This window comes from Arthrobacter sp. D2-10 (genome assembly GCF_054161285.1).
Genome location: NZ_CP096431.1, coordinates 466565 through 489100, shown reverse-complemented (window position 1 = coordinate 489100; position 22536 = coordinate 466565). Strand labels below are relative to the sequence as shown.

Annotated in this window: 8 protein-coding genes and 4 rRNA genes; 3 read left to right on the top strand and 9 right to left on the bottom strand. The window is 60.2% G+C overall.

The window, feature by feature from the left end; genetic code table 11:
- Positions 1-392 precede the first annotated feature (392 nt).
- Positions 393-1916, bottom strand: a 16S ribosomal RNA gene (locus M1D74_RS02390).
- Positions 1917-2011: 95 nt separating this feature from the next.
- Here M1D74_RS02390 and M1D74_RS02385 point away from each other — a divergent pair.
- Complete coding sequence (locus tag M1D74_RS02385; protein WP_458116353.1) at positions 2012-2149, top strand: hypothetical protein; 138 nt, start codon at positions 2012-2014, stop codon at positions 2147-2149.
- A 1145-nt stretch (positions 2150-3294) separates the two neighbouring features.
- Here the strand turns inward: M1D74_RS02385 and rrf are convergent.
- The 3 genes from rrf to M1D74_RS02370 all read right to left on the bottom strand — a co-directional run bounded on the left by rrf (position 3295) and on the right by M1D74_RS02370 (position 8757).
- Positions 3295-3411, bottom strand: a 5S ribosomal RNA gene (gene rrf, locus M1D74_RS02380).
- Positions 3412-3583: 172 nt separating this feature from the next.
- Positions 3584-6719 (bottom strand): 23S ribosomal RNA (locus M1D74_RS02375).
- Positions 6720-7233: 514 nt separating this feature from the next.
- Positions 7234-8757 (bottom strand): 16S ribosomal RNA (locus M1D74_RS02370).
- Together the 16S, 23S and 5S rRNA genes form the textbook arrangement of a ribosomal RNA operon.
- A 95-nt stretch (positions 8758-8852) precedes the next feature.
- Here M1D74_RS02370 and M1D74_RS02365 point away from each other — a divergent pair.
- Positions 8853-8990 carry a hypothetical protein gene (locus tag M1D74_RS02365; RefSeq protein WP_458116353.1) on the top strand — a complete coding sequence of 46 codons (138 nt, stop codon included), beginning with the start codon at positions 8853-8855 and terminating at the stop codon, positions 8988-8990.
- 203 nt (positions 8991-9193) lie between these two features.
- On the opposite strand, the gene glgB is transcribed toward M1D74_RS02365, so the two are convergent.
- From glgB to M1D74_RS02350, 3 genes are read right to left on the bottom strand one after another with little or no spacing between them, the layout of a single operon-like run.
- Positions 9194-12859, bottom strand: a complete 3666-nt coding sequence (glgB, locus tag M1D74_RS02360; protein WP_458116352.1) for a 1,4-alpha-glucan branching protein GlgB — start codon at positions 12857-12859, stop codon at positions 9194-9196.
- Positions 12859-14625: a maltose alpha-D-glucosyltransferase gene (treS, locus tag M1D74_RS02355; protein ID WP_309071202.1), complete on the bottom strand. Its 1767-nt coding sequence runs from the start codon at positions 14623-14625 to the stop codon at positions 12859-12861. Before treS ends, glgB begins: the two co-directional genes overlap by 1 nt.
- The gene (locus tag M1D74_RS02350; RefSeq protein WP_458116351.1) at positions 14625-16640 is read right to left on the bottom strand and encodes an alpha-1,4-glucan--maltose-1-phosphate maltosyltransferase; all 2016 of its coding nucleotides are present in this window, start codon (positions 16638-16640) and stop codon (positions 14625-14627) included. Before M1D74_RS02350 ends, treS begins: the two co-directional genes overlap by 1 nt.
- Positions 16641-16828: 188 nt before the next feature.
- Between M1D74_RS02350 and glgP the strand changes: the two genes are divergently transcribed.
- Positions 16829-19438, top strand: a complete 2610-nt coding sequence (gene glgP, locus M1D74_RS02345; protein WP_309071201.1) for an alpha-glucan family phosphorylase — start codon at positions 16829-16831, stop codon at positions 19436-19438.
- On the opposite strand, the gene glgX is transcribed toward glgP, so the two are convergent.
- Entirely contained in the window at positions 19435-21525 is a 2091-nt protein-coding gene (gene glgX / locus M1D74_RS02340) for a glycogen debranching protein GlgX (RefSeq protein ID WP_458116350.1), read from the bottom strand. The two genes, glgP and glgX, sit on opposite strands and share 4 nt — an antisense overlap.
- A gap of 16 nt (positions 21526-21541) precedes the next feature.
- Positions 21542-22531: a 23S rRNA (guanosine(2251)-2'-O)-methyltransferase RlmB gene (gene rlmB, locus M1D74_RS02335; protein WP_309071199.1), complete on the bottom strand. Its 990-nt coding sequence runs from the start codon at positions 22529-22531 to the stop codon at positions 21542-21544.
- Between the last annotated feature and the right edge of the window lie 5 nt (positions 22532-22536).

Here is a 22536-nt window from a genome sequence, read left to right as displayed (position 1 = left end):
GCAGTTCTCAAACAACAACCCCAGTAACACACCCCCACCACCCCACACAGGGAACAGCAGAAAGGTCATGCCCAGGAAAACCAGAAACACCACAAACCCAACCCCACAAAGGGGGCCAAGCTCCTGTTGCCTCAGGACCCAACAGTGTGCCAAAAGATAACCACCACCACCAACCACACCCTTTCCACAACCCACACCCCAACCCCCCCACAAAGGAAAGAAAGGAACGCAGATCCGTACTCAAACACGGCCAGCACCAGCAGCCACCAAATCCGTTGATATTCCACCCATGAGCACCCACCGCAGAACAAACGCCTGCGCAATGGGCCTACTCCTGACAACCCCCACACCCCACACAACGTGGACCGCAGGACATTGTAGGCGCTCCTTAGAAAGGAGGTGATCCAGCCGCACCTTCCGGTACGGCTACCTTGTTACGACTTAGTCCCAATCGCCGGTCCCACCTTCGACGGCTCCCTCCCACAAGGGGTTAGGCCACCGGCTTCGGGTGTTACCAACTTTCGTGACTTGACGGGCGGTGTGTACAAGGCCCGGGAACGTATTCACCGCAGCGTTGCTGATCTGCGATTACTAGCGACTCCGACTTCATGAGGTCGAGTTGCAGACCTCAATCCGAACTGAGACCGGCTTTTTGGGATTAGCTCCACCTCACAGCATCGCAACCCTTTGTACCGGCCATTGTAGCATGCGTGAAGCCCAAGACATAAGGGGCATGATGATTTGACGTCGTCCCCACCTTCCTCCGAGTTGACCCCGGCAGTCTCCCATGAGTCCCCGGCATAACCCGCTGGCAACATGGAACGAGGGTTGCGCTCGTTGCGGGACTTAACCCAACATCTCACGACACGAGCTGACGACAACCATGCACCACCTGTAAACCGGCCACAAGTGGCCGACACATCTCTGCGCCGTTCCGGTTCATGTCAAGCCTTGGTAAGGTTCTTCGCGTTGCATCGAATTAATCCGCATGCTCCGCCGCTTGTGCGGGCCCCCGTCAATTCCTTTGAGTTTTAGCCTTGCGGCCGTACTCCCCAGGCGGGGCACTTAATGCGTTAGCTACGGCGCGGAAAACGTGGAATGTCCCCCACACCTAGTGCCCAACGTTTACGGCATGGACTACCAGGGTATCTAATCCTGTTCGCTCCCCATGCTTTCGCTCCTCAGCGTCAGTTAATGCCCAGAGACCTGCCTTCGCCATCGGTGTTCCTCCTGATATCTGCGCATTTCACCGCTACACCAGGAATTCCAGTCTCCCCTACATCACTCAAGTCTGCCCGTACCCACCGCAGATCCGGGGTTAAGCCCCGGACTTTCACGGCAGACGCGACAAACCGCCTACGAGCTCTTCACGCCCAATAATTCCGGATAACGCTTGCGCCCTACGTATTACCGCGGCTGCTGGCACGTAGTTAGCCGGCGCTTCTTCTGCAGGTACCGTCACTTTCGCTTCTTCCCTACTGAAAGAGGTTTACAACCCGAAGGCCTTCATCCCTCACGCGGCGTCGCTGCATCAGGCTTGCGCCCATTGTGCAATATTCCCCACTGCTGCCTCCCGTAGGAGTCTGGGCCGTGTCTCAGTCCCAGTGTGGCCGTCCACCCTCTCAGGCCGGCTACCCGTCGTCGCCTTGGTAGGCCATTACCCCACCAACAAGCTGATAGGCCGCGAGTCCATCCAAAACCACAAAAGCTTTCCACCAACCACCATGCGATGGAAGGTCGTATCCAGTATTAGACCCAGTTTCCCAGGCTTATCCCAGAGTCAAGGGCAGGTTACTCACGTGTTACTCACCCGTTCGCCACTAATCCCCCCAGCAAGCTGGAGATCATCGTTCGACTTGCATGTGTTAAGCACGCCGCCAGCGTTCATCCTGAGCCAGGATCAAACTCTCCGTAAAAAAATACAGACACAACACAAACCCCCCGGAAAAAGAAGGATCCATGCTGCACAAAATTCGAAACCAGCCAAAAAACCAGCCACCCACGGAGGTGAATGACCAGTAAATCAACCAATCAAAAAACAATCGGTATCAACAAACATGGCACACTATTGAGTTCTCAAACAACAGAAGCACCCGGCACCAAACACAACCCTCAAGGCCGCATCATCGCTCCGGAGCAACTTTTCTAACTTACCCACCAAACCCCACCCCGTCAAATCCACCCTTCCGGGCTGTCTGTCGGCATGCTGCCTGGGGGTCTCCCACCGCTCACAGGGCATGTTCCATGACGGAAGAATCCTGGTTTTTGATAGGGAGTCTGTCGCTCTTACCGGCTGGTTTTACCAACCCGACCGCGGCGACTCAGAAGACATTACACGTCCTGACCCATGCCGGGCAAATCGACCGCAACTGACCCGGAATCCTGCACCATTCCGCGGATCCGAGGCCGTCGGACACCGCCCCGGTGCATTCAGCAGGACCGTTTCGGATTGTGACGTCGACCATAAACACGCCTCAGGGCCAGCACGAGCGACCTTCCCCGGCACCTCTGGAACACCCCTCCCCGAACGCCCCACGGTGTTGACCTTTCCAGCAAAGCGGACATGACGCAGCCATCCCGTGGAAGAACTGTGCTGAAAGTCGCACCACCGGCGGGGCAATGGTCGCACTCACCATCCCGGACGGCCACCAGGCGACAGCCCGGGGCGGCAGCCCGCCGGCGCTCCTCAGCACAGGCCATTCAACACAGGCCATGCAACACAGGCCATGCAACACCAGCCGGACAGCTCATGTAGGACGCAGCGCAGCACCGTGCCCGAAATCACCGCTCCGTTCCCAGCACAGTGCCCCTCCCAACACCGTTCCCAACCCCACCGTTGCCAGCACCGTTCCCTTCCCAGCACCACCGTTCGCTGCCCCAGCGTTCCCTGGCCGCACCCTTCCCAGGCGCTCAGGCAGGAGCTGCCCCCCATCCGGACCCAGCGCCCATACCCATCAGTCCAGGGCACCGCCTGCGCTGAATAAGACCCGGCCGGCAAGCCTCGAGCAACCTCCCCGGACAGGAAAGCCACAAACACCCATCATGAACACCGCCGGCAGCAGATAACCCGGACAAGCCCCGACCCGCAACGGACAACACCCCACAAACAGCACATCCCACACCCACCAGGCACACCCAGCACATCCGACCACACCGTCGGGTGCACTCCGTGGTTGGTGGGTCGTGGTTGGTGGGTTGTGGTTGGTGGGTCGTGGTTGGTGGGTTGTGGTTGGTGGGTTGTGGTTAAAGCAGGAAGGGCCTCACCATCACTGGTGAGGCCCTTGCCTAAGTGTTGTCCGGCGGTGTCCTACTCTCCCACACTCTCTCGGGTGCAGTACCATCGGCGCTGTGGGTCTTAGCTTCCGGGTTCGGAATGGGACCGGGCGTTTCCCCCACGCTATGACCGCCGTAACTCGTTGTCCGCACCCCCTTGTTGTGTGGGGTGGGAAGTCTGTTGTTACAACTTGTGTATGTAGTTATCGGTGTTCCCAAGGAGCGCACCCCCCGCCCTGTTGTTGGGGGGGGTTGCGGGGTTGTTGGTTGGGAACCGCATAGTGGACGCGTAGCATTGTGTGTTTTGTGTGGTGTCAAGTTATCGGCGTATTAGTACCGGTCAGCTTCACGAGTCGTTAGTCCTCGCTTCCACATCCGGCCTATCAACCCAGTGGTCTGGCTGGGGGCCTCTCACACCAAATGGTGTATGGAAATCTCATCTTGAAGCAGGCTTCCCGCTTAGATGCTTTCAGCGGTTATCCCATCCGAACGTAGCTAATCAGCGGTGCACTTGGCAGTACAACTGACACACCAGAGGTTCGTCCGTCCCGGTCCTCTCGTACTAAGGACAGCCCTTCTCAAATTTCCTACGCGCGCAGCGGATAGGGACCGAACTGTCTCACGACGTTCTAAACCCAGCTCGCGTACCGCTTTAATGGGCGAACAGCCCAACCCTTGGGACCTACTCCAGCCCCAGGATGCGACGAGCCGACATCGAGGTGCCAAACCATGCCGTCGATATGGACTCTTGGGCAAGATCAGCCTGTTATCCCCGAGGTACCTTTTATCCGTTGAGCGACGGCCATTCCACAATGTGCCGCCGGATCACTAGTCCCGACTTTCGTCCCTGCTTGAGATGTCTCTCTCACAGTCAAGCTCCCTTGTGCACTTACACTCGCCACCTGATTGCCAACCAGGCTGAGGGAACCTTTGGGCGCCTCCGTTACTTTTTGGGAGGCAACCGCCCCAGTTAAACTACCCATCAGGCACTGTCCCTGACCCGGATTACGGGCCGAAGTTAGATATCCAGAGTGACCAGAGTGGTATTTCAACGATGACTCCACCTGAACTGGCGTCCAAGCTTCACAGTCTCCCACCTATCCTACACAAGCCACACCGAACACCAATACCAAACTATAGTGAAGGTCTCGGGGTCTTTCCGTCCTGCTGCGCGTAACGAGCATCTTTACTCGTAGTGCAATTTCGCCGAGTTTATGGTTGAGACAGCGGGGAAGTCGTTACTCCATTCGTGCAGGTCGGAACTTACCCGACAAGGAATTTCGCTACCTTAGGATGGTTATAGTTACCACCGCCGTTTACTGGGGCTTAAATTCCCAGCTTCGCCCACAAGGGGCTAACCGGTCCTCTTAACCTTCCAGCACCGGGCAGGAGTCAGTCCGTATACATCGTCTTGCGACTTCGCACGGACCTGTGTTTTTAGTAAACAGTCGCTTCCCCCTGGTCTCTGCGGCCCCGATCCGCCTCCGGTGAGCAAGTCACCATCACGGTTGGGGCCCCCCTTCTCCCGAAGTTACGGGGGCATTTTGCCGAGTTCCTTAACCATAATTCTCTCGATCGCCTTAGTATTCTCTACCTGATCACCTGTGTCGGTTTGGGGTACGGGCGGTTGGAACCTCACGCCGATGCTTTTCTAGGCAGCATAGGATCATCGGATCCCCACCAAGGGTGGGGCCCATCGGGTCTCAGAGACGGTATCAAAACCAGGACCACGGATTTGCCTATGGTCCCTCCTACATCCTTAGACCGGGACAACCATCGCCCGGCCCGACTACCTTCCTGCGTCACACCTGTTAATACGCTTACCTCCCAAGATCAGGTCCCACGCGCCCCATCAACACGGACCCCGAAGGGCACTGGAAGATGGTTTGGGTGGTTAGTATCCCTTGTTCAGTATGGGCGGTTCTTCACCGGTACGGGAATATCAACCCGTTGTCCATCGACTACGCCTGTCGGCCTCGCCTTAGGTCCCGACTTACCCAGGGCAGATTAGCTTGACCCTGGAACCCTTGATCATTCGGCGGACGGGTTTCTCACCCGTCTTTCGCTACTCATGCCTGCATTCTCACTCGTGTAGGCTCCACCGCTGGTTTACACCGCGACTTCACTGCCCACACGACGCTCCCCTACCACTCCAGACGCCTGAACCACGAAGGCTTGGCACTATCTGAAATCCACAACTTCGGCGGTGTACTTGAGCCCCGCTACATTGTCGGCGCGGAATCACTTGACCAGTGAGCTATTACGCACTCTTTCAAGGATGGCTGCTTCTAAGCCAACCTCCTGGTTGTCTGAGCAACTCCACATCCTTTCCCACTTAGCACACGCTTAGGGGCCTTAGTTGGTGGTCTGGGCTGTTTCCCTCTCGACTATGAAGCTTATCCCCCACAGTCTCACTGCTGCGCTCTCACTTACCGGCATTCGGAGTTTGGCTGACGTCAGTAACCTTGTAGGGCCCATCGGCCATCCAGTAGCTCTACCTCCGGCAAGAAACACGCAACGCTGCACCTAAATGCATTTCGGGGAGAACCAGCTATCACGAAGTTTGATTGGCCTTTCACCCCTACCCACAGCTCATCCCCTCCATTTTCAACTGAAGTGGGTTCGGTCCTCCACGACGTCTTACCGTCGCTTCAACCTGGCCATGGGTAGATCACTTCGCTTCGGGTCTAGATCACGCCACTCACTCGCCCTATTCAGACTCGCTTTCGCTACGGCTACCCCACACGGGTTAACCTCGCGACGTAACACTAACTCGCAGGCTCATTCTTCAAAAGGCACGCCATCACGGGAACAAGCCCGCTCTGACGGATTGTAGGCACACGGTTTCAGGTACTATTTCACTCCCCTCCCGGGGTACTTTTCACCTTTCCCTCACGGTACTGGTCCGCTATCGGTCATCAGGGAGTATTTAGGCTTACCAGGTGGTCCTGGCAGATTCGCACGGGATTTCTCGGGCCCCGTACTACTTGGGATACTCTCCAAGCGGCAGCACGCATTACAGCTACGGGACTCTCACCCACTCCGGTCGGGCCTTCAAACCCGTTCACCTATACGCCTGCACTCACTTCACCAGCCCGGCAGAGCTGATACGGAAAGTCCCGCAACCCCAGTGATGCAACGCCCGCCGGCTATCACACACCACTGGTTTAGCCTCATCCGCGTTCGCTCGCCACTACTAACGGAATCACTATTGTTTTCTCTTCCTGTGGGTACTGAGATGTTTCACTTCCCCACGTTCCCTCCACGCACCCTATGTGTTCAGGTACGGGTCACCCAGTCACTCGCGCGCTGGGCGGGGTTTCCCCATTCGGACATCCTGGGATCAAAGTTCGGTTATCAACTCCCCCAGGCTTATCGCAGATTCCCACGTCCTTCTTCGGCTCCTGATGCCAAGGCATCCACCGTGTGCCCTTAAAAACTTGACGATCACACACACAACCAACACCAACCCCCACACCCCCAAAGGGAACACAGGAACCAGCGACCAACCCAAAAGCCGGCAACGGTCATGCGCGATACACAAAATTTAAGATGCTCGCGTCCACTATGCAGTTCTCAAACAACAACCCCAGTAACACACCCCCACCACCCCACACAGGGAACAGCAGAAAGGTCATGCCCAGGAAAACCAGAAACACCACAAACCCAACCCCACAAAGGGGGCCAAGCTCCTGTTGCCTCAGGACCCAACAGTGTGCCAAAAGATAACCACCACCACCAACCACACCCTTTCCACAACCCACACCCCAACCCCCCACAAAGGAAAGAAAGGAACACAGATCCGTACTCAAACACGGCCAGCACCAGCAGCCACCAAATCCGTTGATATTCCACCCATGAGCACCCACCGCAGAACAAACGCCTGCGCAATGGGCCTACTCCTGACAACCCCCACACCCCACACAACGTGGACCGCAGGACATTGTAGGCGCTCCTTAGAAAGGAGGTGATCCAGCCGCACCTTCCGGTACGGCTACCTTGTTACGACTTAGTCCCAATCGCCGGTCCCACCTTCGACGGCTCCCTCCCACAAGGGGTTAGGCCACCGGCTTCGGGTGTTACCAACTTTCGTGACTTGACGGGCGGTGTGTACAAGGCCCGGGAACGTATTCACCGCAGCGTTGCTGATCTGCGATTACTAGCGACTCCGACTTCATGAGGTCGAGTTGCAGACCTCAATCCGAACTGAGACCGGCTTTTTGGGATTAGCTCCACCTCACAGCATCGCAACCCTTTGTACCGGCCATTGTAGCATGCGTGAAGCCCAAGACATAAGGGGCATGATGATTTGACGTCGTCCCCACCTTCCTCCGAGTTGACCCCGGCAGTCTCCCATGAGTCCCCGGCATAACCCGCTGGCAACATGGAACGAGGGTTGCGCTCGTTGCGGGACTTAACCCAACATCTCACGACACGAGCTGACGACAACCATGCACCACCTGTAAACCGGCCACAAGTGGCCGACACATCTCTGCGCCGTTCCGGTTCATGTCAAGCCTTGGTAAGGTTCTTCGCGTTGCATCGAATTAATCCGCATGCTCCGCCGCTTGTGCGGGCCCCCGTCAATTCCTTTGAGTTTTAGCCTTGCGGCCGTACTCCCCAGGCGGGGCACTTAATGCGTTAGCTACGGCGCGGAAAACGTGGAATGTCCCCCACACCTAGTGCCCAACGTTTACGGCATGGACTACCAGGGTATCTAATCCTGTTCGCTCCCCATGCTTTCGCTCCTCAGCGTCAGTTAATGCCCAGAGACCTGCCTTCGCCATCGGTGTTCCTCCTGATATCTGCGCATTTCACCGCTACACCAGGAATTCCAGTCTCCCCTACATCACTCAAGTCTGCCCGTACCCACCGCAGATCCGGGGTTAAGCCCCGGACTTTCACGGCAGACGCGACAAACCGCCTACGAGCTCTTTACGCCCAATAATTCCGGATAACGCTTGCGCCCTACGTATTACCGCGGCTGCTGGCACGTAGTTAGCCGGCGCTTCTTCTGCAGGTACCGTCACTTTCGCTTCTTCCCTACTGAAAGAGGTTTACAACCCGAAGGCCTTCATCCCTCACGCGGCGTCGCTGCATCAGGCTTGCGCCCATTGTGCAATATTCCCCACTGCTGCCTCCCGTAGGAGTCTGGGCCGTGTCTCAGTCCCAGTGTGGCCGTCCACCCTCTCAGGCCGGCTACCCGTCGTCGCCTTGGTAGGCCATTACCCCACCAACAAGCTGATAGGCCGCGAGTCCATCCAAAACCACAAAAGCTTTCCACCAACCACCATGCGATGGAAGGTCGTATCCAGTATTAGACCCAGTTTCCCAGGCTTATCCCAGAGTCAAGGGCAGGTTACTCACGTGTTACTCACCCGTTCGCCACTAATCCCCCCAGCAAGCTGGAGATCATCGTTCGACTTGCATGTGTTAAGCACGCCGCCAGCGTTCATCCTGAGCCAGGATCAAACTCTCCGTAAAAAAATACAGACACAACACAAACCCCCCGGAAAAAGAAGGATCCATGCTGCACAAAATTCGAAACCAGCCAAAAAACCAGCCACCCACGGAGGTGAATGACCAGTAAATCAACCAATCAAAAAACAATCGGTATCAACAAACATGGCACACTATTGAGTTCTCAAACAACAGAAGCACCCGGCACCAAACACAACCCTCAAGGCCGCATCATCGCTCCGGAGCAACTTTTCTAACTTACCCACCAAACCCCACCCCGTCAAATCCACCCTTCAAACACGCTTCCTGGCGTTCAGAACTGATCTGAATCTTCAGGATGTGGATGTTGGGCCGAACCCGAGGTCTTCGTCGGCGCGGATATAAACACTAGCACCCGATGGTCGGGATGTAAATCCGTCCATCGGGTGCCTGAAAAATCGGTCCTGAGCGTCCGCGAGACCTAGCTTTGCGCAGGCGTGAGGTACACGACGCCGAGCGGCGGCACCCGCAGATTCGCGTAGGCCGGAAGTCCGTTTTGGGCTCCCTCCACCGCCTGAACCGCGCCCGAGTTGATGACGCCCGAGCCGCCATAGGCTTCGGCATCTGTGTTGAGGACCTCGGCCCACTCACCCGCCCACGGCATACCGACGCGGTAATTCTCGTGTGGAGCACCGGAGAAATTGGCGATGCAGACCAACGGGTTACCCTGGGTGTCCCAACGCACGAAAGACAGCGTGTTGTGAGCGCCGTCGTTCTCGTCAATCCACTGGAAGCCAGCCGGATCGTTATCGCGCACGTAAAGGGCAGGCGTATTGCGGTAGATCTCGTTCAGAGATCGTACAAGCTGCTGCACTCCCTTGTGGGGGATGGTGTCCGAGAGCCACCAATCAAGGCCGTGCTGCTCCGACCATTCCGACTCCTGAGCGAACTCAGTGCCCATGAAGATCAGCTGCTTGCCTGGATGCGCCCATTGGAAGGCGAGGTATGCGCGCACGTTGGCCAACTGCTGCCACCTGTCACCGGGCATCTTCCTGAGTAACGAACCCTTGCCATGCACAACCTCGTCATGACTGATCGGAAGCAGGAAGTTCTCGGTGTAGGCGTACACCATGGAAAAAGTTGCCTTCCCATGGTGGTGCATGCGGTTGATTGGATCCTCGGCGATGTACTGGAGCGAATCATGCATCCAGCCCATGTTCCACTTGATGCCAAAACCAAGTCCACCCTGCGACGTGGGCCGGGTGACGCCGTCGAAGGCTGTTGATTCCTCGGCGATCATCACAATGCCTGGCACACGCTTGTAGGCGGTGGCATTCACTTCCTGCAGGAACGAGATCGCCTCGAGGTTCTCGCGGCCGCCGAACCGGTTGGGCTGCCACTGGCCCTCCTGGCGCGAGTAGTCGAGATACAGCATCGAGGCGACTGCGTCGACACGCAGTCCGTCGATGTGGAACTCCTCCAGCCAGTACAAAGCGTTGGCAACGAGGAAGTTGCGCACTTCCCGCCGACCGAAGTCGAAGATCAACGTACCCCAGTCGGGGTGCTCACCCAGCTGGGGATTGCCGTGCTCGTAGAGGGTGTTTCCATCGAAGCGAGCGAGTGCCCATTCGTCCTTGGGGAAGTGCGCCGGCACCCAGTCCATGATGACGCCGATACCCGCCTGGTGAAGCTTGTCCACGAGGTACTTGAAGTCGTCCGGGTGACCGAACCTCGCTGTCGGCGCGAAATACGACGTGACCTGGTATCCCCATGAACCGCCGAAGGGGTGTTCGGCGACCGGCATGAACTCAACATGCGTGAACCCCTGCCACTGCACGTACTCGACCAGCTCTTCTGCAAGCTGCTTGTAGTCGAGTCCAAGGCGCCAGGACCCGAGATGGACCTCGTAAACGCTCATCGGACCGTTGTGGGGATCCTTCGAGCTGCGTTCCTCGATCCACGCGTCATCCTGGAAGGTGTAACGGGACTCCACCACCCGGGACCCGGTAAGCGGAGGCACCTCGGTACCCCTTGCCATCGGATCAGCCTTTTCCCGCCACTGACCGTCCTGACCGAGGATCTCGAACTTGTAGCAGGCACCGGCTTCAGCTCCCGGGACAAAGAGTTCCCAAATCCCGGAACTACCAAGAGAACGCATCGCATGGACTGACCCGTTCCAGCCGTTGAAGTCCGCCTTGACGCGCACAGACTGTGCATTCGGTGCCCACACCGCGAAGCTCACTCCCGAGATGTCCCCGAGGGCAGATGAATAGCGGCGAACGTGTGCGCCGAGCGCGGTCCACAGGGTTTCATGCCTGCCCTCCGCGATGAGGTGAATGTCGATCTCGCCAAGGGTGGGCAGGAAGCGGTAGGCATCATCCACCAACTGGGGAACGCCGTCGTACACGACCTCCAGACGATAGTCCGGGACATGCCCGGGGCGCTCCGGCTCCAGGATGCCGACCCACACACCGTTGTGTTCGTGACTGAGCTCCACCCGCCCGGAGCCGGTCACCACGGTGACTTTCTCCGCAAGCTTGCGAAGGGTACGGACAGTTACATGCCCGTGCTGATCGAGGTGCGCTCCCAGGACTGCATGGGGCTGGTAATACCGACCATCGGAAACCTGCTGAAGGACTTCCGGATTCACCGGGATCGGCCCTCCGAGGGGAGCCTCTGCTGTTGTCTTATTCTGGTCCACTGCCGTCTCACTCTCCTTTTCAGGGATGTTGCGGCCGTCTGCCTGTTCCTCGGCGGAGGTACCGCCCTGGAGCATCCTTCGGACTGCGGAGACGGGAACGTCCAACCAATCCGGCCTGTTTCTCAATTCGTACACCACCTCATAGAGCGCCTTGTCGAGCCACAGCGCGCGGTACAGGGTGCTCGCTCGGTTCACTGTTGTTCCGGCCTCTTCGGAATAGCCGTCGAGGAACGCGGCCACGGATTCCGTGGCCCACAGCTCAGCGGAGGACGACTTCACCGCGCCCTCATGGACGCCGACTCCGGCTGCATATTCAAGCGAGCGAACCAGCCCGACGACGTCGCGGACCGGGACATCCGGCACGCTGCGTTCAGCTGCAGGGCGCAGCGGTTCGCCTTCGAAGTCCAGGACCAGCCAGGTTCCGTCGTGCGTCGCGAGGATCTGTCCAAGGTGGAGGTCCGCATGTATGCGCTGCAGATCCGGCAGATCCTGGAGTTTCTTGACCTCGTCAACGATCGCCCGGACTTGATCATCGAACGGTCCCACTGCTGACCCCGCCTCGCGCCAGGCCCATTCGATGCGACTGGCAAGCGACTCACGGAACTCACCTGCTTCCACCTGTGTTGCCGGGCGGCTTCCGAAGGCCCCGGCCAGCTGGGTGTGAATCCGGGCGATGACACGGCCCAGTTCACCGGCTTCCGTGGTGAACGGTTGCCCTCCTTCCAGCGCAGTGATGGCTTGCCGCCAGGCATCCTTGCTGCCAGGCAGGAATTCCCGAAGGACACTGAGGTGGCCGGTGACCCACTCCCCGTCGGACCGTCCGTCCTGCCAGCTACCCATGACCCACCCGAATGTCTGTGGAACATCCGTGGAGCCGGCGTCGGTGAGTTTCGCGCTCACCAGTACGTCCGGGCTCTCACCTGCTGCGAGAACCCGGAAGAACTTCAGGATCATCGGCGTCTTGCCCGAGGAGATGACAACCGAAGTATTCGACTGCTCGCCGCCCAAGACAGAGATGTCGTCCGACGGCGATACTCCGTCAGTGGACTCGAAGCCGCCGAGTGCTGTGGCGGTGGTCCGACCGTCGCCTGTCCCGGCTTCAGAGCGGATCAGGTTCAGCCACGCTGAGATGAACACCGGGTCGTGGGTGCCGTCATAGACATACCGGCGCCCAAGTTCCGCATGCTCTGTTTCACCGATAAGCGCGGCTTCAGCTCCATCGAGAGGCTCCGCCCGGAAGGTAAGCGGCACGTTGACGACGTCGAGCCTTCGTCCCGACTCCACCGCGACGATGTGGACCTCAAGGCCCACCTTGCCTGCAGGATCCTCCAACCGGATTCCGCCTGCGCGGCTCAGGGAAATATCCCTGCCCTTCGACGGGAACCAACGCTGACCAGGCATCCAGGCTGTGAGGAGGTCGGGAAGAGGTGACGTCGATGTGCCCATTACTTTACTGCCTCCGAAATAGGGATTACGGGGATGGCTTCGGTATTTGGAGACGCGACATTGGAGCTTGCCGAGCGCAGGCGCAACCAGTAGAAGTCATGGCTGCCCAGCGTCAGCGTGAGGTCGCCATCCTCAGCGAATGCCGGGAAGGGAGTGCCGCCGAAGAGGTCACGCAAACCCCTGCCTGAATACTCAGGCAGGTGGAGGCGGGCGGCAACCGGATGCTGGGACAGGTTGAAGACGCACAGGATGACCTCAGGCTGCTCGCCCTCTGCGTTACCCGGCGCGACCTCTCGGATGAAGGCGAGAACCGGCTCGGCTTCGGTGGGCACGTTCCGGTAGGAACCGAGGCCGAAAGCAGGATGCGACCGGCGTACGGCAAGCATCTGACGCATCCAGTGCAACAGCGAGCTCGAGCTCGCAAGCTGCGCCTCAACGTTCACGTGATTGTAGTGGTACACAAGCGACTGCACGACCGGAAGGTAAAGCTTTCCCGGATCAGCCGTGGAAAACCCGGCATTCCTGTCCGGGTTCCACTGCATCGGTGTACGTGAGGCATCTCGGTCCTCAAGCCAGATGTTGTCGCCCATTCCAATCTCATCCCCGTAGTACAGGAAGGGACTTCCCGGCAGGGACAGGAGCAAGGCGTGAATGAGCTCGACCTCGGCCCTGGAGTTGTCCAGCAACGGCGAAAGCCGTCGCCGGATGCCGATGTTGGCACGCATCCGGGAATCGGGGGCATACCACCCCAGCATGGCTTCGCGCTCCTCGTTGGTGACCATCTCGAGGGTGAGTTCGTCATGGTTCCTGAGGAAAGTGCCCCACTGAGCGCCAGCCGGAATGTCCGGAGTTTCCGCCATCGTCTCAATGATCGGTGCAGCCTTCTGATCCCGAAGGGCATAGAAGAGCCGCGGCATGATCGGGAAGTGGAAACACATGTGGCACTCGGCGCCCTCTTCATCGCCGAAGTACTCAACCACCTCGTCGGGCATCTGGTTGGCCTCGGCGATGATCACGCGCCCAGGGTAGTTCTCGTCAACCATGGCCCGCAGGTCTTTCAGGAACTTGTGCGTTGCAGGCAGATTTTCGCAATTCGTGCCGTCTTCTTCGAAGAGGTACGGGATCGCGTCTGCGCGGAACCCATCGATTCCCTGATCCAGCCAGAATCGCACGACATCGAAGAGCGCCTCGATGACCTTCGGGTTCTCGAAGTTCAGGTCCGGTTGGTGACTGAAGAACCGATGCCAGAAGAACTGCCGGCGCACCGGATCGAAGGTCCAGTTGGATTCCTCAGTGTCCACGAAAATGATGCGGGCGTCCTGGTACTTCTCGTCCGTATCACTCCAGACGTAGAAGTCGCCGTACGGCCCGTCCGGATCAGTCCGCGACTCCTCGAACCACTGATGCTTGTCCGACGTATGGTTCAGCGGAAGGTCGATGATGACGCGCACGCCGCGTGCGTGGGCCTCAGCGACAAGGCGCTTGAAGTCGCTCAGGCTTCCGAACTCGTCGAGCACATCGTAGTAGTCCGCGATGTCATACCCGCCGTCACGAAGCGGAGACTTGAAGAACGGCGGCAGCCAAAGGCAGTCGACACCCAACCACTGCAGGTAGTCGAGCTTGTCGATCAGGCCCGTGAAGTCGCCTGACCCGTCCCCGTTGGCGTCGGCGAAGCCGCGCACCAGGACTTCATAGAACACGGCCTTGCGGTACCAGTGCGGATCATGGGCAAGGCCCGGGGCATGTAGCTGAAACGGGTTCGCCACTAACGCGTCCTCCTGACGGAAAGGATATGTGCTGGCTCCACGTGGGCATCCAGCCTGACATAGTTGTGGGCTCCCCACTGCCAACTCTGACCGGTGATGAGGTCATCCACCCAGAAGGTGCCGTCCTCATTCCAATCGCCTTCCCCCAGCCCCAGAGCACTCAGGTCGAGCGAAGCGGTGCACTCGCGGGCACTATGGGGGTCGACATTGACGACGACGATCAACGTGTCTTTCCCCTGACCGTCGTCTCCGAGGCCTTCCTTGTGCTTGGAGAAGACGACTGTGGCGTCGTCGGTGCTGCTGTGAACCGTGAGGTTCTCAAGATCACCCAGAGCCGGATGAGAGCGGCGAATCTCGTTCAGCCTTGTCAGGAAGGGCGCGAGGCTTCGGCCCTGCGCCTCAGCGGCTTCGTAGTCACGCGGTCGGTACTCGAACTTCTCATTGTCGATGTACTCTTCGGCACCTGGACGGGCGACGTGTTCATACAGCTCATAGCCCGAATAGACGCCCCACAGCGGACTGGCCATGGAGGCGAGCACCGCCCTGATCTTGAACGCAGCCGGCCCGCCGTACTGCAGGTACTCGGTCAGGATGTCCGGAGTGTTCACGAAGAAGTTGGGTCGGAAGAACGCGGCTGTCTCCCGGCTCACCTCGGTGAAGTACTCCTCCAACTCGGTCTTGGTGTTGCGCCACGTGAAGTAGGTGTAGGACTGCTGGAACCCCGCGCGACCCAGAGCATGCATCATGGACGGCCGGGTGAATGCCTCGGCCAGGAATACGACGTCCGGGTGCTTGCTGTTCACCTTCGCGATCAGCCATTCCCAGAACTGCACGGGCTTGGTGTGTGGGTTATCCACACGGAAGATGCGTACTCCGTGGCTTACCCACAGCAGGACGATCCGGAGTACTTCGTTGTAGATGCCCTCGGGGTCGTTGTCGAAGTTGATCGGATAGATGTCCTGATACTTCTTCGGCGGGTTTTCGGCGTAAGCGATGGAACCGTCCACCCGGGTCGTGAACCATTCCGGATGCTCGGTGACCCAGGGGTGATCAGGGGAAGCCTGTAGCGCAAGGTCCAGCGCTACTTCCAGGTTCAACTCGTTGGCTCGGCGCACGAAGGCATCAAAATCGTCGAAGGAGCCCAAATCCGGGTGGATCGCGTCGTGGCCGCCCTCCGGTGCGCCGATCGCCCAGGGCGACCCGGGGTCGCCAGGCCCGGCGTTCAGGGTGTTGTTAGGTCCCTTGCGGTGGGTCGTGCCGATCGGATGAATCGGCGGAAGGTAGACGACGTCGAACCCCATACGCGCGACGGCGGGCAGCCTCTCCGCCGCGGTGATGAAGTTGCCTGAGGTCCACTGCGCGTTTGACGGATCGTACCTGGCGCCCTCTGAACGCGGGAAGAACTCGTACCAGGAGCCCCGGCCCGCGGCCTCCCGCTCGACCAGGATGGGGTATGCCCGCGAGGGTGTTACGAGCGCCCGCAGGGGCTCGCGCTCAATCGCTGCGCGGATGTCGGCGGAGTGCCCGGCGGCAAGGCGTTCGTCGATCGGTAGTTCCCGGTTGCGCAACCGCTCTGCGGTCGCGAGGAACAGGCTCCGCTCCGCGTCCGGCCGTGATGAGGACTCTTCGGAGAAGAGCACAGCGCCCTCTTCCAGCATCAGCTCGACGTCGACGCCGGCATCGATTTTGACGGTGGCGTTATGGTGCCAGGTCTCATAGAGATCGCTCCAGCCCTCGATCCGGAAGGAGTGGAGTCCGACGCCGGTTGGCCGCAGAAGACCCTCGTAACGGTCTGTGCCCATCCCAAGGGGAGTGAGTCGAGTGCACTGCACTTCTGCCCCTGCGGTGTCGAGCAGCACCGCTGACACACCGAGCTGGTCGTGTCCCTCACGGAATACGGTCGCTCCTACGACGACGTCGGAACCCGGAATGGCCTTCGAGGGAAACAGCCCTCCCTCAACCACCGGGGACACCTTGGTGATGGGTATTCGTCCAAACCGCAAATCTTCGCCCATGGATGCGCCTGCCCTTGTTCGTGTCGCCTCGCTTGAAGTGGTCACAGCTAGACGTTATCCATTATTGGGCGAGATTGCTAAGGCGACTTCCTAAACAGCAGGAGTGTTGCGTGTCACATTGCAAGCGTTTACGCACATGAGGGCGCAGGACGTACTCCGGCTCCGGAATGTGCGCTAACGTACCCATCGTGAAGGCAATCCGTAGGTTTACTGTCCGTACCGTTCTTCCGTCGAGCATTGCTCCCCTGGGCAAGTTGGCCGGCAACCTGCGCTGGTCCTGGCATCTGCCGACTGCGCGCCTCTTCCACGACATCAATCCTGAGGCATGGGAAGCCAGCGGCCATGATCCTGTTCAGTTCCTCGGGTCCGTCACCCGCGAACAGTTGCAGCAGATTGCAGCGAACCAGGAACTGGTGGCCCGGATTCAGGATCTGGGTGAAGACCTTGACCGCTACCTCACCGAGCCCCGCTGGTATCAGTCCCTCGGTGAAGACGCACCAAAGTCCATCGCATACTTCTCACCTGAATACGGAATCAGCGCTGTGCTTCCCCAGTATTCGGGCGGACTGGGGATCCTGGCCGGTGATCATCTCAAGGCAGCATCTGACCTCGGTGTCCCCCTCGTCGGCGTCGGTCTGCTATATCAGGCCGGCTACTTCAAGCAATCCCTTTCCCGTGACGCGTGGCAGCAGGAGACGTATCCCGTCCTCGATCCGGACGGCCTCCCCCTTACCCTCCTTCGTGAAGAGGATGGAACCGCCGCATCGGTCGTCCTCCCCCTACCCAATGGTCGCGAGCTGCGTGCGCATATCTGGCGTGCCGACGTCGGGCGTGTCCCCCTGCTGCTCCTGGACTCGAACGTTCCAGGCAATGACGAGGCCGCCCGCAACGTCACCGACCGCCTGTACGGCGGCGGCGGGGATCAGCGTCTCCAACAGGAACTCCTGTTGGGCATGGGCGGAGTGAAGGCACTACGCATTTTCCAACGGCTCATGGGATCTCCGGCGCCGGAGGTGTTCCACACCAACGAAGGCCACGCCGGGTTCCTGGGCATCGAGCGCATCCGCGAGCTGATGGACTCCTCCAACGAGCAGCCGATGTCCTGGGAGGAAGCCCTTACCGCGGGCCGCGCCTCCACGGTGTTCACCACTCACACGCCGGTTCCTGCCGGAATTGACCGCTTCGAACGCGCACAAATTCAGCATTTCTTTGATGCCGGCCTGGCGCCGTCCGTTCCCATCGAGCGCGTCCTCGAACTCGGCGCGGAGAACTACGAGGGCGGAGACGCGTCGAAGTTCAACATGGCAGTCATGGGGCTGCGGTTGGCCCAGCGCGCCAACGGCGTCGCAAAGCTGCATGGCGAGGTCTCCCGGGAGATGTTCGCCGGGCTCTGGCCGGGATTCGACTCGCGCGAGGTCCCCATCACGTCGGTCACGAACGGCGTGCATGTTCCCACCTGGGTTGACCCGCTGATCGCCGACTTCGCTCGGGAAAGTTTCGGCGCGGAGTCCGTCCTCGACCCGCAGTGGGCGCGGGTGTATGACGTCGAGGATGCGGATATCTGGCGTTTGCGTCGCATCATGCGTTCCAACCTGATCGACGACGTCCGCTCCCGGCTACGGGCCTCATGGAAGAAGCGCGGTGCGGCCGACGCCGAGCTCGCATGGACGGATAATGTCCTCGACCCGGGCGTGCTCACCATCGGATTCGCCCGCCGCGTGCCCACCTACAAGCGCCTGACCTTGATGCTTCGCGATCCTGACCGGCTCAAGGCACTCCTGTTGCACCCGACGAATCCCATTCAGTTGGTGATCGCCGGCAAGTCACACCCGGCCGATGAGCAGGGCAAGCGCATGATTCAGGATCTGGTTCGGTTCACGGACGATCCCGAAGTCCGCCACCGCATTGTCTTCCTGCCGAATTACGACATCGCGATGGCCCGCACGCTCTTCCCGGGGTGCGATGTGTGGCTGAACAATCCGCTCAGACCGCTTGAGGCCTGTGGCACGTCGGGTATGAAGTCGGCCATCAACGGTGGGCTCAATCTCTCCGTGCTGGACGGCTGGTGGGATGAGATGTACGACGGCGACAACGGCTGGGCCATCCCGACGGCCAACAACGGTGCGTCCGCTGATGAGCGGGACGACATTGAGGCGGCGGCACTCTACGACCTCATCGAGGAACAGGTGGCACCCCGCTTCTACAGCACCGCACACCCGTCCGCCGGGGCGGCCGGTCCGTCCGCTTCATCGAACGACGGCGTCCCCCATCAGTGGGTCGCGATGATCAAGCACACCATGGCCAAACTGGGACCGGCTGTGTCTGCCGAACGAATGCTGCAGGACTACGTGGGGCAGCTATACCAGCCCGCGTGCCGCTCCGGACGGCTCGCCGTGCAGGACGGCTACAGTTCGGCCCGGCACATGGCTTCATGGCGGTCGAAGATCAAGGACGGCTGGTCTGCGGTGCAGGTTGAGCACGTCGACTCCCTCGGCGTCACGGAGGAGCCGCAGATCGGAGACTCGCTGACGGTCAACGCCTACGTTTCGCTGGGAAGCCTTGGACCGGATGACGTGAGCGTGGAAGTGGTTCACGGGCGCGCATCCGAGAACGACGACCTGAGCGAAGTCGCCGTGGCCGAACTTCGGGTATCAGAGGACCTCGGCCGCGGCCGGTTCCTGTTCAGCGGCGAGATCGTCATCGATCACTCAGGGTCCTTCGGATACACCGTCCGGGTACTCCCGCAGCACGAGAGCCTCGCGTCCAAGGCCGAGCTGGGCCTCGTGGTGAACGCCTAGGCGCGTTCCTGGGCGCGGTAAACGGTGATCGAGTTCGACGCCGCGGTGTCTGTTTCTCCCGCGAGGAGACGGGCACCGCGGCGTTTTCCGTTGGCGGAGTCGGTGCTGAACCGGAGCTCGAACGACTGGTTGCCGCACTCGCCGGCGCCAAGCTTCTTGAGGGCCGCCACCGTCGGAAGCATCACCGGGCGGTCCTCAAGGTGACCGTTGACAACGATCAGGCCGTCAAGGGTGCCGTCGGGTGATCCCAGCAGCAACTGGACTGTGCGGCACTCCGGGTTTGACCACTCCTCCTGCGCCATTGGCTCCCCGTGCGGGTTGAACCACAGGAGGTAGGAGGTGTCCTCCCGTGCCGGATATCCGGCGGGCTGCTCGCTGAGGAACTCCCGCCGGATGCGCAGCAGCTCTCGGGTGGCGGTGAGCATGGTGTGCGCGGCGTCGTCTTGGTTCCAGTGCACCCACGCAATCTCGTTGTCCTGGCAGTAGGCGTTGTTGTTGCCGAGCTGCGTGCGGCCGAATTCGTCACCGGCCGTGATCATGGGGACACCAAGCGCGAGGAGTTGAGTGGCCATCAGGTTGCGGGCGGAGAGCGCCCGAGCCCCAAGGATCCTCTCCTCCTCCGTGGGGCCTTCAACACCGTGGTTGTAACTGCGGTTGTCATTGTGACCATCACGGTTGGCTTCGCCGTTGGCCTCGTTGTGCTTCCGGTTATAGGCCGTGAGGTCGGCTAGCGTGAAACCGTCATGGGCTGTGACGAAGTTGATTGACGACACGGCTGTACGCCCGGAACGGGCGAACACATCGGCCGAGCCTGCCAGGCAGCTTGCAAGCCGGGCGACAGTTCCCGCGCGGCGACCATCAGCCAGGGCGGCCTGGTCGCCCAGCCAGAAGTCGCGCGCAGTGTCCCTGAAGCGGTCGTTCCAGTCGGCCCAACCCTGCGGGAAATTGCCGGTCTGCCAGCCGTTGTAGCCAACGTCCCAGGGCTCGGCGATCAGCTTCACTCCGCTCAGGACCGTGTCGGCAGCGATGGCGATCAAAAGCGGGTGCCTCGGCGTGAAGTGATGGGCTTCATCCCTGCAAAGCGCCACGGCAAGGTCGAAGCGGAACCCGTCAATGCCGAACTCGTCCACCCAATACCGCAGCGAGTCCAACGCGAACTGGATGACACGGGGTTCGGTGAAGTTGACCGTGTTTCCGCAACCGGTGGTGTCGAGATACCGGCCGTCGTCGTGGTGGCGGTAGTACTTCAGCTCGCTCAGACCACGCCAGCACAGCGCAGGTCCGCCCTGCGGGCCTTCGGCGGTGTGGTTGTAGACCACGTCGAGAATCACTTCGATCCCTGCCTCATGGAGGAGCCGCACCATGCCTTTCAGCTCGTCCTGGACGGCTTTCGGGCCGGCCCGGCGGGCAGCCTTCGTAGCGTACTCGGGGTGGGGCGCGAAGAAGCCGAGCGTGTTGTAGCCCCAATAGTTATTCAATCCGAGCGGAGCGAGATGCGGCTCGTCAATATGGAAATGGATCGGCAGGAGCTCGACCGCGGTGATTCCAAGATCAAGGAGATGCTTGATCATGGCGGGGTGGGCGAGCCCGGCATATGTGCCCCGCAGTTCCTCAGGCACGTCGGGATGCAGTTGGGTCAGTCCCTTGACGTGAGCCTCGTAAATCACGGTGTCGCGCCAGCGGGTGTCCGGGCGGCGGGATGAACCCCAATTGAACTCGTGGTCCACCACAACCGAGAAGTAGATGGCCCGCTCGCCCGCCTGCAGCGTATCAATGGCGCGGCCGTAGGGGTCAAGAAGCAACTGGGAGGTGCCCGGCCCCGCAGGCAGTGCCACCCCGGTAGGCCAGAACGCATACCGCAAGGACCCGCCCAGACCCTTCACCAGCCCATGGTGGACTCCGTCAGTCAGCTCAGGCAGAGCGGCGGAGTTCCACTCACCGTTGGCGTCCTGGAAGTGCAGCGTCACCGCGTCCAGATCAGGTGCGTAGACAGCGACATTGAAGAGCTCCGGCTGGCTGCCGGAACACCGACGAACTCCCAGTGGGAACGCTTGGGAACGTTGGGCGATCTCGGTGGTCAGGCTCATGAAGGAGATTCGTTTCCTAACGCGCTTCTGCGGCTCGCTGGCGCGAGATCTCGTAGAGGCTGATACCAACGGCCATCGACGCGTTCAGCGACTCCATGGCCGAGTCGATCGGGATGGAGACAATCTGGTCGCAGTTCTCCCGCACGAGCCGGGAGAGGCCCTTACCCTCCGATCCGACGACCAGACAGACCGGTTCGGAACCGAGGGTGAGCGCCGGCAGCGAGATGTCGCCGTCGCCGTCGAGACCCAGAACGAAGATTCCCAGATCCTTGAAGGATTTGAGCGTGGAGTTCAGGTTGCCGACGCGGGCCACGGGAACACGCACAGCCGCACCGGCGCTGGTCTTCCACGCGGAGGCTGTGACGCCGACCGAGCGGCGCTCGGGCACGATGACGCCGTGGCCGCTGAAGGCCGACACCGACCGGATGATGGCGCCAAGATTTCGAGGGTCGGTGATCCCGTCCAGTGCGACGAAGAGCGGAGCGTGGGCAATGTGCCCCTTCTTCCACTTGGCGATCGCTTCCCTGGCAAGGTCCAGCCCGTCCGCGTACTCGTAGGGCGGAATCTGCAGCATCAGTCCCTGGTGAACGGAGCCGTCGGCCAGGCGGTCCAGCTCCGGCTTGCCCGTTTCCATCAGGGGGATCCCGCGCTCAGTCGCGAGCTTCAGGGATTCACGGACCCGATCATCCACGTCAATCCTGATCGCCACATGCAGCGCTTTGGCCGGGATGCCGGCGCGGAGTGCCTCGACTACCGCGTTGCGACCGGTGACGTATTCCTCACCGGGTTTGGACCTTGCACGCCCGGCGGCAGCCTTGCCCGCCAGCCGCTTGGCAGCGGAACGTTCTGCGAGCTGCTTGCTCTTGTACGCCTTGTGATACGGGCGGTCCTCAGCCTTCGGCGTTGGCCCCTTGCCCTCAAGGGCTTTCCGTCCGTGTCCGCCGGTGCCTGTGGTGGGGCCCTTCTTGGTCTTGCGGATAGCACCAGGACGTCCGTGGTTGGCCATGGGGA

What these genes read in the sequence shown, in the direction of transcription:
- M1D74_RS02365 (WP_458116353.1), top strand. Translation starts at nt 8,853, where the DNA reads ATGACCAGTAAATCAACCAATCAAAAAACAATCGGTATCAACAAACAT.
- rlmB (WP_309071199.1), bottom strand. Translation starts at nt 22,531, where the DNA reads ATGGCCAACCACGGACGTCCTGGTGCTATCCGCAAGACCAAGAAGGGC.
- glgB (WP_458116352.1), bottom strand. Translation starts at nt 12,859, where the DNA reads ATGGGCACATCGACGTCACCTCTTCCCGACCTCCTCACAGCCTGGATG.
- glgX (WP_458116350.1), bottom strand. Translation starts at nt 21,525, where the DNA reads ATGAGCCTGACCACCGAGATCGCCCAACGTTCCCAAGCGTTCCCACTG.
- M1D74_RS02385 (WP_458116353.1), top strand. Translation starts at nt 2,012, where the DNA reads ATGACCAGTAAATCAACCAATCAAAAAACAATCGGTATCAACAAACAT.
- M1D74_RS02350 (WP_458116351.1), bottom strand. Translation starts at nt 16,640, where the DNA reads ATGGGCGAAGATTTGCGGTTTGGACGAATACCCATCACCAAGGTGTCC.